Annotated in this window: 10 protein-coding genes; 2 read left to right on the top strand and 8 right to left on the bottom strand. The window is 73.9% G+C overall.

Features of this window, described 5'->3' with window-relative positions:
* Positions 1-54 precede the first annotated feature (54 nt).
* The 3 genes from QUG98_RS04660 to efeU are packed head-to-tail and all read right to left on the bottom strand — an operon-like array spanning position 55 to position 4,155.
* Complete coding sequence (locus QUG98_RS04660) at positions 55-1,332, bottom strand: Dyp-type peroxidase (protein WP_289469452.1); 1,278 nt, start codon at positions 1,330-1,332, stop codon at positions 55-57.
* Complete coding sequence (gene efeO, locus QUG98_RS04655) at positions 1,329-2,579, bottom strand: iron uptake system protein EfeO (protein ID WP_289469451.1); 1,251 nt, start codon at positions 2,577-2,579, stop codon at positions 1,329-1,331. The genes QUG98_RS04660 and efeO overlap by 4 nt, the downstream gene beginning before the upstream one ends.
* A complete protein-coding gene (gene efeU / locus QUG98_RS04650; RefSeq protein WP_289469450.1) occupies positions 2,566-4,155 on the bottom strand; it encodes an iron uptake transporter permease EfeU in 1,590 nt (529 codons plus the stop codon). The genes efeO and efeU overlap by 14 nt, the downstream gene beginning before the upstream one ends.
* 69 nt (positions 4,156-4,224) lie before the next feature.
* On the opposite strand from efeU, the gene QUG98_RS04645 reads away from it, so the two are divergent.
* Together QUG98_RS04645 and QUG98_RS04640 are read left to right on the top strand one after the other, a co-directional pair.
* A complete protein-coding gene (locus QUG98_RS04645; protein WP_137767988.1) occupies positions 4,225-4,998 on the top strand; it encodes a trimeric intracellular cation channel family protein in 774 nt (257 codons plus the stop codon).
* Between the two features lie 334 nt (positions 4,999-5,332).
* Positions 5,333-5,941: a TetR/AcrR family transcriptional regulator gene (locus QUG98_RS04640; protein WP_082687784.1), complete on the top strand. Its 609-nt coding sequence runs from the start codon at positions 5,333-5,335 to the stop codon at positions 5,939-5,941.
* 82 nt (positions 5,942-6,023) lie between these two features.
* Here the strand turns inward: QUG98_RS04640 and QUG98_RS04635 are convergent, their stop codons facing one another.
* From QUG98_RS04635 to QUG98_RS04615, 5 genes are all read right to left on the bottom strand, one after another.
* Complete coding sequence (locus QUG98_RS04635) at positions 6,024-8,381, bottom strand: transglutaminase TgpA family protein (protein WP_289469449.1); 2,358 nt, start codon at positions 8,379-8,381, stop codon at positions 6,024-6,026.
* Positions 8,378-9,709, bottom strand: coding sequence for a DUF58 domain-containing protein (locus QUG98_RS04630; protein ID WP_289469448.1), 1,332 nt, complete (start codon positions 9,707-9,709; stop codon positions 8,378-8,380). The genes QUG98_RS04635 and QUG98_RS04630 overlap by 4 nt, the downstream gene beginning before the upstream one ends.
* Positions 9,709-10,701, bottom strand: coding sequence for an AAA family ATPase (locus tag QUG98_RS04625; protein ID WP_289469447.1), 993 nt, complete (start codon positions 10,699-10,701; stop codon positions 9,709-9,711). The genes QUG98_RS04630 and QUG98_RS04625 overlap by 1 nt, the downstream gene beginning before the upstream one ends.
* A 169-nt stretch (positions 10,702-10,870) precedes the next feature.
* Positions 10,871-11,950: a sugar phosphate isomerase/epimerase family protein gene (locus tag QUG98_RS04620; protein ID WP_289469446.1), complete on the bottom strand. Its 1,080-nt coding sequence runs from the start codon at positions 11,948-11,950 to the stop codon at positions 10,871-10,873.
* Positions 11,947-13,152 carry a Gfo/Idh/MocA family protein gene (locus QUG98_RS04615; protein WP_289469445.1) on the bottom strand — a complete coding sequence of 402 codons (1,206 nt, stop codon included), beginning with the start codon at positions 13,150-13,152 and terminating at the stop codon, positions 11,947-11,949. The genes QUG98_RS04620 and QUG98_RS04615 overlap by 4 nt, the downstream gene beginning before the upstream one ends.
* Between the last annotated feature and the right edge of the window lie 60 nt (positions 13,153-13,212).

Below are 13,212 nucleotides of genomic sequence, written 5' to 3'. Positions count from 1 at the left end.
GTGCTCTCCGTCTCCAGGGAAACGACGGAGGGCACCCACCTCTGCGCCCCTGGCTCAGTGGAAGAGCTGCTCCCCCACGTACGAGCCCTTCCGCGGCGCCGGCGGCACGGCGAAGACACCGGACCCGATGTGCGACACGTACTCGTTCAGGCGGTCGGACGCCCCGAGCTTCCGCTGCAGCGTCGTGAAGTGCTCCGGGTCGTTCACGTACGCCGCGAAGAGCAAGCCGGCGTCGAGCTGGCCGTACTGGTTCAGTCCGTCCGTGTAGTTGTACCCGCGGCGCAGGATCTTCACGCCGCCGTTGTTCTCGTGCGCGGCGAGGGCGACGTGCGAGCGCGCGTCGATGGCGGTCCCGCCCTCGGTGCCGTGCGGCGCCCGGGCGTGGAAGTCCGGCGCCGTGTGCTCGGACCCGCCGGACAGCGGCGCGCCCTCGACCTTCGTCCGGCCGAACACCCGCTGCTGGTCGCTGACGACGTCGGCGTCCCACGTCTCCAGGTTCATCCGGATCTTCCGGACCACCTGGTAGCTGCCGCCGGCCATCCACCCGGCGTCGTCGTCGAGCCACACGAAGCGGTCGTACTCGTCGTCCGTGGTGATGTTCCGGGTGCCGTCCTTGAACCCCATGAGGTTGCGCGGCGTCGACTGCGTGGGGCCGGCGGAGGCCCGGCCGAACCCGATGACGGTCCACCGGACGGTCGCGGTGCCCCGGGCCATCCGCGCCAGGTCCCGTACGGCGTGGTACGCCACCTGCGGGTCGTCGGCGCAGGCCTGCAGGGACAGGTCCCCGCCGGTCAGCTGCTCGTCGAGCGTGTCGCTCGGCAGCGCGGGGATCGCGGCGAGGTGCGCAGGACGCTTCGCCGCCAGGCCGAACCGCTCGTCGAAGACCCCGGGGCCGAGTCCGACGGTGACGGTGAGCGACGCCGGGCCGAGGTCGAGGGCCTCGCCCGTGTCGGCACCGACGCCGTCGCCGTGCGCGGGTTCGACGCTGCCGATCGTCCGGCCGGCCTGCAGCTGCGCGATCGCGGCGGACCACCGAGCCAGCAGGACCTGCAGCTCGGTCGCGGTGGACGCCGTCAGGTCGAACACCATGAAGACGCAGTGCCGCTGCGGGGTGGTGCGGATGCCGCCCTGCGGCTGCCGGGCGGCGGTCGCGTAGAACGGGACCGACTGCGACAGGTCGATCGACTCGTCACCGTTCGCGTCCGCGGTGAACGGGTCGACCCCGGTCGCGGCGGCCGACCCGGCGACCCCGGCGACCGCGCCGACGCCCGCGCCGGCCGCAGCGAGCCCGGCGCCGATCAGCCCGCGGCGGGAGAACCGGGAGTCGTTCACGCCGTCGCGACCTTCTCGGCGAGCCGGGACAGCGGGTCCTGCAGCGCCTGGACCTGCTGCGAGATGCGGTTGGCGTCCTGCGCCTTCGCGGCGTCGTCCCACGTCGTGAAGCCCCCGAGCGAGTCCGCGTCGCGGAAGCCGTCCATCAGCGTGTTCGTCGCGTCGAACTGTGCGGCGATCTGCTTCGTCAGCGTCGGGTCGACCTTCACCAGGCCCGGCTTGAGGTACGCGAAGGCCTGTCGGGCCCCCTCGACGTTCGCGGCGAGGTCGACCAGGTCGATGTGGCTGTACGCTTCCTCCTCCCCGGTGACCTTGTTCGACTGGACCTCCTCGAGCAGCCCGGCGGCGCCGTTCGCCAGGTCCTCGGGCTTGTAGTCGATCGACGGCACACGCTCCGCCAGGAGCTCGACGTCGGCGGTCAGTGCCGCGGCGGTCTGCTTCGTCGAGGCGGTGATCGCGCCGGCCTGGAACAGGTCCTTCTCGACGGCGTGGAAGCCGCTCCAGCCGACGGCGTCGTCGAGGTTCGACGCGCGCATGTCGATCAGGTAGTCCAGGTTGCCGGCGTTGTCGGTGGCCGAGAACCCCTTCTTGACGAATCCGTCGACGTCGCTCTCGACGTGCTCGTAGAACGGGCGGGCGGCGGCGTAGTCGCGCTTCGCTGCCTCGAGGTCACCCGCGTCCACGTCGTGCTGCAGCTGCTGCACGGCCGCGACCATGTCGGTGACCTGGCCGTCGACGTAGGTCGCGTAGCCCTTCGCACCGTCGGCCAGCAGGGTGGCGGCGCTGCTGTTCGCGGTCGAGGCGGCCTTGCCCGTGACGGTGAAGTCGGTGAGCTCGCGCTCCGCGCCGGGGCAGTACACCTGGTACTTCCCGCCGCCCAGCGTGGCGGTGAAGCGGACGGCGTCGAGCCCGGGGGCCAGGTTCTCCTTCTCGCCCAGGATGCGCTGGTCCTGCAGGAGCTCCACCTCGGTGATGGCGGTGGACGACTCGTTGTGCACCGTGAACGTGACGGGGCCTGCGGGGACCGTCGTGGTCGACACGGCGCAGGAGTCGGATCCGTCGTTCGTCAGGGTGATGGTGACGCGGGAGACCTTCCCGGTGCCGCTCGACGCGTCGTCGGCGGGCGAGCCGGCCGAGCAGCCGGTCAGGGCGAGGGCGGTGACGGTGCCGAGGGCACAGAGGACGATCAGGGGGCGGGCGACGCGGGGTCGGGCGGCCAGGGGGCGGGCGGTCCTACCGAACGGCATGGTCGAGGCTCCTTGCAGGGACGTCGGCGGGCGGTCCGCGCGACGGGTCGGTTCCGGGGGTGGTGGTCGGTGGGGCGACCGCACGACGGCGGTCGCGGAGTGCGAGCAGCGCCTGGACGGCGGCGGCGACGAGGAGCACGACCGGCAGCCAGGTGTCCCAGAGCCGCAGCTCAGCAGCGCGGGTCCGCGCGGCGGCCAGCTCCGCGGTCACGCGGTCGACCCGGTCGGTCGGCACCGCCCACACCGTGCGGTCCAGCGTGGTGGTGCGCGCGGCCGGGAGGCCCCCACCGCTCAGCGTGAGCACGTCGCGTTCCGAGCGGGTCGCGTCCAGGACACCCCCACCGACCGTGGTCAGGGTGACGGTGTCGCGGACGGCCCACCGGGCCGTGAACGGCCCGGGGTCCGTGCTCGGCGAGATGCCGACGGGGACCCGACCGAAGAGCCCGACGAGGTCGTCGAGCGTCAGCGAGGTCGGGCGGTCCGCGGCCGGGACGTCCTCGGTGACCTGCCAGCGGTCGGCGGCGACGCCCGAGCGGGTCACGCGGCGGTGGGCCGACGCGGGGAGGGTGAGACGTGCCTCCCGGCCGGTGCCCGCGATGCGCAGGACGGCGGCCGCACCGTCGACGTCGGCCGTGACGGATCGTGCGTCCCCGGAAACCGCGGTCGTGCGCGGCAGGTCGACGCCCGTGCTCGGGACGGCCAGCGCCAGCACGACCGCCGCGGCCGCGAGCCCGGCGGCGACCAGCGAGCGGACCAGCGGGACACGCGCCGCCGACGGACGCCAGCGGCGTGGCCAGACCGCGATCGCCAGGACCGGGACGACGTAGAGCAGCCAGCCGGCCACCTCGATCACGCGGGGGTCGGCGGGGATGCCGAGCACCCCGGTGACGAGCGCGCCGCGGAGCGACCCGTTCGGGGCGAGCCAGCCGAGGTCGACTGTGCGCTGCTGGCCGATGACGATCCAGCCCGCCTCGTGGGCGTGCCGCAGGGCCGTGAGGACGAGGCCGCCGGCGACGAAGACGAGGAAGACGCCGGTCCCGGTGAAGAACCGGCCGAGGTCGAGCCCGACACCGCCCGTGTAGATGCCGTAGCCGACCAGGACGGCGACCGCGATGCCGATGACCGCGCCGAGGGCGGCCGTGCCGGTGTCCGACGACGCCTGGAAGGTCGCGAGCAGGAAGACCGAGGTCTCGAAGCCCTCCTTGAGGACGGCGAGGAACGCCATCCCGGCCAACGCCCACGAGGTGCCGCGACCGAGCGCCTCGGACGCACTCGCCTGCAGGTCCCGCGACAGCGTCCGTGCGTGCGTGCGCATCCAGACGATCATCCCGGTGACGAAGACGACGGCGACCGCACCGATGATCGTCTCCATGCCCTCCTGCTGGGCCTGCGGCAGGGCCTGCTCGACGAGCTGCAGGCCGAAGCCCACCGCGATGCTCAGCGCGACCGCGGCACCGACACCGATCCACATCGGGGCGAGGGGCGCGCGGTTGCGACGGAGGAACGCGGCGATGATGCCGACGATGAGCGTCGCTTCGAGGCCTTCGCGGAGGCCGATGACGAGGGTGGCGATCATGGCGAAGGTGAGGCTAACCTAACCAGCCCGCGGCTCGCCACTCCTGCGACGTGGGGTTTGATTGTTCTCATGAACGTGCTGACCCCGGAGGCCCTGGCGTCGGTCACCGACGTGCTCGACCTCGCCGGGGTGTTCGCGTCGGCACTGCTCGGCGGATCGCTCGCGCGCACGATGGACTTCGACCTGTTCGGGTTCCTCGTGGTCGGGTTCGTCTCCGGGCTCGGCGGCGGCATGCTCCGGGACACCCTGCTGCAGAACGGCCCGCCGGTCGCGCTCGTCGACCCGCTCTACCTGCCGGTGGCGATCGCCGGGGCGCTGGTCGCGTTCCTCGTCTCGTTCTCGGAGCTCACCTGGGACCGGCTCTTCACCGTGCTCGACGCCGCCGTCATCGGGTTCTGGTCCGTGGTCGGGGTCCAGCGCACCTTCGACGCCGGGCTCGGCTGGCCGGCCGCCATCATCATGGGCACGATCACGGCGGTCGGCGGCGGCGCGATGCGCGACCTGCTGCTCCGGCGCGTGCCCGCGGTGTTCGGCGGGAACGCGCTCTACGCGACCGTGGCCGTCGCCGCGTCGGCGGTGATGGTGGTCGCGTCGTACCTCGGGTCGCCGTCGATCGGGATCATCGCCGCGATCGTGCTGTCGCTCGGGCTCCGCTACGGCGCCGTCAAGCGCGGGTGGGGGCTGCCGAACGGTCGCGACTGGCAGCCGAAGTCGACGCTCGGCGCGCTGCTGCAGCGCGGCCGACGGCTCCGCCCGGACGCCATCCGGCTGCTCCGCCGTCCCGGACGCCGGACCGGCCGCGGGGCCGTCCGCAGCGACCGGGACACGCCCGACGACGCCTGAGCAGCCCGCGACCGCAGCACCGTGACGTCGGCGGACCGCCCACTCCGGACGACCGGACCAGCGTCGTCGGGGCACCCGCGAGGTACCATCGCTACCGCCGGGTATCGACCCGGTGACCACCGTCCTCGACGCACCGACACGACCCGAACGTGGCGGTCCACCGAGCGACGGGGCGGGGGCCCCGCTGGTGCCGCGCGTGCGACCGACGCGCGGCTCGGCAGGTCTCCGAGGACTGCACCGTCAGCGGGTGCGGCACGGCCCGCGCGCCACCGACGCGCGGGGATCGACCGGACGGCGCACCACCGTCCCCGACGACGATCACGGACCAGGACCCATGAGCGACGACGCCTCCTCCCCCACCCCCAGGACACCCCGCGCCGAGGTGCGCGAACGACTGCTCGTCGCCGGAGCGGACGTGTTCGCCGAGTCCGGCGTGCACGGTGCCCGGCTCGACGACGTCGCCGCGCGCGCCGGCTTCAGCAAGGGCGCCGTCTACTCGAACTTCTCGTCGAAGCAGGACCTCGTCGCCCAGGTCATGCAGCGCTCGACGAACCGGATCCTGGCGGCACTGCAGGAGGTCGTGCGCGAGGACGTCGCCGCCACGAGCATCGCCGACGTCGTCCGGGCGGCCTTCGGACGGTACGACCAGGGACGGCAGTTCGCCCTCGTCTCCGAGCTCCGCGGCTACGCCCTGCGGCACCCGGAGTTCATGCCCGAGTTCGTCCGGCAGCGCCGCGAACTGCAGGACGGTGTGCTCGACCTGGTGCGCCTGTGGTTCGGCGCACACCCGGAGGTCGAGCCGGGCATGCCGCTCGAGGACTTCGCGACGCTGCTCGTCGGCGCCAACGTGGGGATCGTCTTCGACGGGCCGGCGCTGCCCGGGGTGAACCCGGGCGACGTCATCGCGAGCCTGGTCGACGCGGTGGTGCGCCCGCGGCGCTGAGACGCGCGGCGCACAACGCGGCACGGCGGCACGGCGGCACGCAGCAGCGCCGCATGCACCGCAGCCGCCGCCGTGCACGCGCCTAGGCCGTGCGGCGGCTCCGCCGGCCCTCGTGGGACCAGGCGGACGAGGGCAGCAGGCTCGGCGGGAACAGGCGGGACCGGACCACGCGGGCCCGCGGGACGGACGCGTCGAGGGCGACCCGCGCCTCCAGGACGGCCCGCCGGAGCGCACCAGTGTCCACGCTCGCCGCACCGTCCGCGGCGAAGCGCTCGACGTCGACCGCGTCGACGATGTTCGTCAGCTGCGGGAGGACGGCCGCGGGCACGGCATCCGTCAGGCGCCCGAGCACGGCACGCGCCGTGCGGGCCGCTGCAGCGGCGTCACCGGGTGGCGCGAGCCCCGGGGCGTACCCGTGGTCGGCGACGTCGTCGAGCACCTCGCGCCAGGCCTGCAGGGCAGGTGAGCGCCCGGCGCGCACGGCGGCGAGCCGACGCCGCCGCCGGACGACGCGGACGACCCCCGGCGCGACGAGCACCGCGAGCAGGAGCAGCAGCCCGACCGCCAGGCCGGCGGCACCAGGGCCGCCGGCCCCATCCGTCGTGGCCGCGGCACCCGGCTGGGTCGACGACGAGGGTGTCGGGGTGGGCGAGGCCTCGGCGGGCGCCGTCTCCCCAGGGGCCGGCAGCGGGGACTCGGACGGCGCGGGAGCGGCTGTCGCGGACGACTCCGTGCCCGCCTGGGCCGCGGCGTCGGAGCTCGGCGTGGGCTCGAACGACACCCAGCCGGCACCGCGGATGTACAGCTCGGGCCACGAGTGCAGCTGGCGGTTCGAGACGGTGTACTCGCCGTCCTCGGTCTGGTCGCTGCTGGCTCGGTACCCGACCGCGATGCGCGACGGGATCCCGAGCGTCCTGGCCATCACCGCCATCGACGACGCGAAGTGCACGCAGTAGCCCTGGCGGACGCGCAGGAAGGTGTCGATCACGTCCATGCTGTCGCCGTCGTAGCCCTGCTCGACCGGCGCCGTCTCGGAGTAGGTGAAGAGGTCGCTCCGGAACCACTGCTCCAGGGCACGGGCCCGCGCGTAGTCGTTCGGCAGACCGCCGGCCACCCGCTGGGCGGCCGCGCGGATGTCGCGGGGCAGGTCCTCCGGCAACGCCAGGTCGGTGCGGAGCTGGGCGTCGCTCGGCGCCGTGAAGCCCCGGCCGTCGGTCCGCCCGAGGATCCCGCTCGCCGCGATCGCGTCGAGGTACTCCCCCGACCAGGTCGAGGCGCCGAACACCTGGTACGTCGAGCCGCGCTGGGTCACGGGACCGGTCGAGCGGACCGTGTTCGAGTCCCCCATCCAGCGCCACTGCGACAGGTCGAGGTTCGTCGACTGGGACTCGACGGACACGGCGCCGCCCGGCACGGGCAGGTAGTTGCTCGACAGGCCGCTGATCCGGATCGTCAGGTCGCCGCGGCTCGCCAGACGGGGGTTGACCCCGACCGCCCACTGCTGCTGGTCAGCGGTCTCCGCGTCGGTGGCGTCGGTCACCGTCGGCACCCAGTCGCCGGTGCCGAACTCGTCGAGGTCGGCGAGCTTGAGGTACTCCGGCTGCCCGTCGGCCGTGCGGTAGCGGAACACCTCGAGCTCGTTCGGCTGACGCAGGTCGCGGCCGAGTTCGAGCAGCGTGCCGGGACGCCCGGGCTGGATCGGCGCCTGCAGCGCACCGGTGACCCCGGACAGCCAGCTGGCGTTGATCGGGACGAGCACCGGGAGACCGACGGCGACGACCAGTCCGATGGCGCCCACGACCGCGGCCGGGAACGCCCGCTGCACCGGTCGGACCGACAGCCACAGGAGCCCGAGGAAGGCGATGCCGACCAGCACGACGAGCACCGGCGACGCCGGCTCCCCCGTGACGACGCCGGGGACGATGAGCACGACGAGCGCGGGCACGGCGGCGAGCGCGACCGTCGGGGCGATCGCGGCGAGGAACAGGGACACCCCGGCGACCCAGCCGATCGCGATGGTGACGATCAGCCGGATCGCGTCGCTCTGCGGCAGCGGCGCGGGGTTGAGCCGGATGGCGGCGAGCGCCTCGCCGAGGGCGCCCTGCCGGTCGAGCCACCCGAGCGGGGGCACGTCGTTGGCGACGGCGGCGACGCAGGACCCGACTACCAGCGTGGCGACGAGGGCGATGAAGCGCACACCGGGTGCCCGACGCCGGACGGCGAGGACGACCGCGACGAGCACCGCGGCGAAGACCACGCCGGACACCCACCAGGCGGTCCCCTGGACGAGCGGACGCATCGACAGCGCCGCGACCAGGACCGGGAGCGGCGCGAGGGCCACGACCCAGGGGCCGGGAGCGTCGGACCGCTCAGCCGGGCGCCCTGGGCGCTCGGTGCCGGCGGGCGTGCGGACGCGCTCGGCCGTCGAGGTCCCGCTCACCGGGTGCTCCCCTGCGCCTGGGCACCGGGGACGGGCACCACGAGCGTGCGCCAGCCGGCGCGGTCGAGGATCCCGCGCACCAGGGGGTCCGGCGGGACGATCGTGGCGAGGATGCCCCGGCTCGACCCGCTCGTCGCGGCGACGAGCTCGGCGGCCTGCTCGGCGGTGCACCGGCCGGTGACGACGGCGGTCATGCCGTGGACGTCGCGCCCGTGGACCTCCGGCAGGACCTCGGTGACGGGACGGGCGTCGGAGCGGACCCGGACGTCGGCGAGTCCGACGAGCACGTCGGTCAGGCTGCCGACGTCACCCGCGTGCCGCCCGGCGACCGGGGTGTGGTCGCTGACGAGCACGACGCGGGAGGTCCGCGCACTGAGCGCTCGCGCGACGCTCGCGGCGACGACGACCGCGTGCTCGAACGCCGCGTCGCCGCCGAGGTCGCTGAGCTCGGCGAGGTCGTCGCGGCCGATTGCCTGGTAGGTCTCGCGTCGGACGTCGATCGCGATGACGGCCTCCGGCGGTTGCGCCTGGGTGGTCTGTCGCACGTGGAGTTCGCCGCGCCGGGCACTCTGGGCCCAGTGCACGCGGCGGATCGGGTCGCCCTGCCGGTACGGCCGGAGCTCGCTGTCGTCGGCGGAGCCGCCCTGCCCGACACGGCCCTCGTCGGCGGAGACGGCCCCCGCGAGCGCACCGGTGTCGATGGCGCCGAGCGTGGTCGAGGCGGGGACGATCACCAGTTCCTCCGCGGGGACGACCGGCCGGTCGATGCGGAGCAGCCCGAACGGGTCCTCGACGCGGATGGTCACCGGGCCGACCAGGGTCCGGCCGCGGTGCATCGCCAGTGCCTCGACGTCGAGCACCGCCGGCGGTTCGTTCGGGCCGACCAGGGCGTAGGTCTCGGCATCGGAGACGCTGGCCAGGGCGTCCTCGAGCTGCTCCCGGACCAGCAGCGTCGTCCGCGGCCCGATCGGCAACGAGGTCCCCCGCAGGGTGATCCGCTCGCGATGGACCTCGCCGACCTGCACGACCGCGCGGGCCGTCGACCGGGTGGCACGCAGCGGCGCCGCGACGACGAGCGCCATCACGATGCCGAGCACGAGCAGCACGAGCAGCAGGAGTCCTGCGGAGACGGCGATGCTCGTGGTGGCGACGAGTCCTCCGCCGACCAGGGCGATCCCGGAACCGAGCACCGTCCACCCCCGTGCCGTCGGCCGCGGGAACGGTGTGCGGCGGAGCATGGCCGCTCCGCGCCGACCGGTGCGGAGCGCCCAGGACCGCACCGCACCGGCACGCAGCGCGGTCGTCGAGGGCCCTCTGCCGTCGGGCATCAGGAGCGGACGGCTGCCGAGGCGAAGGGCACGGCGGTGTCGGACACGATCCGGACGACCACGTCACGCGCCGTGTCCTCGGCGCCCCCGCCGAGGCCGCGAGCGACCGGGACGAGCCGGTGGGACAGGATCACCGGCGCGAGGTGGGCGACGTCGTCGGGTGTGACGAAGGCGCGACCGAGCAGCGCGGCGTGGGCACGGGCGGCCTGGGCGAGGTGCAGGGTCGCGCGGGGGCTCGCACCGAGCACGAGGTCCGGGTGTGACCGGGTGGCGCGGACGATCGCGACGATGTACGCCTCGACGTCGGGCGCGACGTGCACCCCGCGCACGGCGTGCACGATCGCGCGCAGCGTCTGGACGTCGACGATGGGTCGGAGCGAGGACAGCGGGTCGCGGGTCCCGCGCGCGGCGAGCATCTGGCGCTCGGCGTCGGCGCTGGGGTAGCCCATCGCGATGCGGGCCATGAACCGGTCGCGCTGGGCCTCGGGCAGCGGGTAGGTGCCCTCCATGTCGATCGGGTTCTGCGTCGCCACGATCATGAACGGCGACTCGAGCGGCCGCGTGACACCGTCGACGGTGACCTGCGCCTCGGCCATCGCCTCGAGCAGGGCCGACTGGGTCTTCGGGCTGGTGCGGTTGATCTCGTCGCCGATCACGACGTTCGCGAACACCGGGCCGGGCGAGAACCGGAAGGTGCCGGACGACTGGTCGTAGATGTTCACGCCGGTGACGTCGGACGGGAGCATGTCCGACGTGAACTGGATGCGGTTGACCGTCCCGCCCACCGACGCGCCGAGGGCCTTGGCGAGCACGGTCTTGCCGACGCCGGGGACGTCCTCGACGAGCAGGTGGCCCTCGGCGAGCATCACCGTGAAGGCGGTGCGGATGGCGTCGACCTTGCCGTCCACCACGGTGGAGACGGCCGCGACGACGTCGTCGCCCACCGTCCGGACGTGCTCGATCGGGAAGGCTCGGTCGATCTGGTCCGGCACGCAGGCCTCCTCGTCTCGGGACAGGTGTCGTGCATGCTACAACGGCGCGGTGACAGCCGCCGGGGGATGCGTCACCGATCATCCGGAAGGCACACCCGGACGCGACCACCCGGCGGACGGGAGGCGCGGGGCGGGCCCGCCACGCGCCTCCCGTCCGCCGGTCCGCACCTCAGGACGCCGACCGCCCGACCGCGTCCGTCGCGTGCTCGTGCGGAGCGCCCCCGTCCGCCGTGCGCTCGTCCGCGCCGTCCGCCGCCGCCCGCGCCGCCTCGGCGGCGATCAGCACCCGGGCTGCGACCGCGACCCCCTCCTCGCGCCCGAGCTCGGTGTCCTCGTGCTCGATGTTGACGCGCATCTCCGGGTCGACCTCGTGCAGCGCACGGAGGAACTCGGTCCAGTACGCGGTCGGGTGTCCCTTGCCGAGCGCGACGAAGTCCCAGGACGACGGCGACGGCCAGGCGTTCGCCCACTCGTCGCCGCCCAGGTTCGTGCGGGGCTCGTCCGGCGCGAGTCGGCGGAAGGAGTTGTCGAGCACGCCGTTCAGCGCCGCCGCCGGGTTGATCCGGACGTCCTTCGCGGCGGCGTGGACGACGAGCGGCCCGAGTTCGCGGACCACGGCGACCGGGTCCATCTGCTGCCAGAACAGGTGCGACGCGTCGAGCTCGACCCCCACGTTCGTCAGCCCACCGCGCTCGACGAGTTCGCGGATCGTCGCGACGTTGAACACGAGGTTCTGCGGGTGCAGCTCGAGCGCGACCCGCACGCCGTGCTCCCCGGCGAGCGCGTCGATCTCCTGCCAGAACGGCACGGCGACGCTCCACTGGTGTTCGAGGACGTCGAGCGCGGCGGAGTTCCACGCGTTCACCACCCAGTTCGGACGGCGCCCTCCGGGCTCCCCCGCCGGCAGCCCGGACATCGTCACGACCCGCGTCTGCCCGAGCCGACCGGCCAGGCGGATGCTGCGACGGACGTCGTCGGCGTGGGTGGGGCCGATCGCCGGGTCCGGGTGCAACGGGTTGCCGTTGCAGTTGAGCCCGGCGATCTCGACACCGGTGCCGGCGAACCGCGCGAGGAACGCGTCGCGGACGGCGTCGTCGACCAGGATCGCGTCGACGTCCGGGACGTGCACGCTGGGCAGGAACCCACCGGTGTTCAGCTCGATGCCGGTGAGACCGTTCGCCGCGACGACCCGCAGGGCGTCCTCGAGCGGGCGGTCGTGCAGGATCGCGTCGTACAGCCCGAGCCTCATGCGTGCACCGCCTCGGCGACCGTCTGCACCGCGCCGTCGGCTGCCGCGGACCGGGCCACCGCGTCGAGGACCTCCATGTTGTGGACGCCGTCGTGGAAGGTCGCGTTCGTCGGCAACGGGTCGACGACGCCGGCGACCTCGTCGAGGAACGCCCGCGCCTGGTACTCGAACATCTGGTTCTGTCCCCAGCCGACACCGGGCGCGTCCATCGCCATCCCGCCGGCGACGTACGGGTGGTCCGGTCCGAGCACCACCTGGCGGTACCCTCCGGTCCGCGAGCCGTCCGACTGCAGCGCGAGACCGATCTCGGACGGACGCTCCTGGTCCCAGCGCGCCGCGCCGTGCTCGCAGAAGGCCTCGACGACCAGGCCGTTCGGGTGGCTGGTGGCGACCCGGGACGCCTCGAGCGAACCGACGACCGTGCCGTCCCCGAAGCGCGCCGAGAACGTGGCGTAGTCGTCGTTCTCCACGACGGCGCGCTCCCCGGTCAGCGGGACGTCCTGCCCGCGCAGCGCGAAGCCGGCGGCGACCGGACGCTCGGTGACCGCGGTGGTGAACGTCCCGCCGGAGACGCTCGACACCGGCCCGGCGAGGAACTCGGCGACGTACGTCAGGTGCGAGCCGACGTCGGCGAGCGTCCCGGTGCCCGGTGCCCCGGTGAAGCGCCACGAGATCGGGACGTCGGGTGAGGCGCCGTAGTCGGTCCAGTACCGACCCGAGACGTGCAGGACCCGCCCGAGGGTGCCGTCCGTCACGAGCTCCCGGATCGCCGCGAGCCCGGGCGCGCGACGGTAGGTGAAGCCGATCCGTCCGACGACCCCGCGCTCCGCCGCACGGTCGGCTGCGGACGCCATCGCCCGGGCGTCCTCGAGCGTGTCCGACAGGGGCTTCTCGCACAGCACGTGCTTGCCCGCCGCGAGCAGCCCCTCGACGACCTCGCGGTGCAGGTGGTTCGCGACGACCACGCTGACGACGTCGACGTCGTCCGCCGCGGCCACCGCACGCCAGTCGGTGTCGTGCCGTGCGTAGCCGAAGCGCCGGGCGGTCTCGGCGGCGACGGGTTCGTACACGTCGCACACCGAGACGAGCCGCACCGGCGGCAGGGTCGGTGCGAAGAGGGACGGGGCGTTGCGCCATGCGGCAGCGTGTGCCTTCCCCGCCATGCCAGCGCCGATGACGGCGACGCCGATGCTGTCGACCATGCGTGCTCTCCTTCGAGACGAGTGGGACTCTGGAACGTTCCAGAGCGCACTAGACTGTAC

Origin of the sequence: Curtobacterium subtropicum, from assembly GCF_030362975.1 — a bacterium.
Classification (GTDB): domain Bacteria; phylum Actinomycetota; class Actinomycetes; order Actinomycetales; family Microbacteriaceae; genus Curtobacterium; species Curtobacterium subtropicum.
Note: the sequence above shows the minus strand (reverse complement) of the source record. Positions and strands in the feature narration are given on the sequence as shown.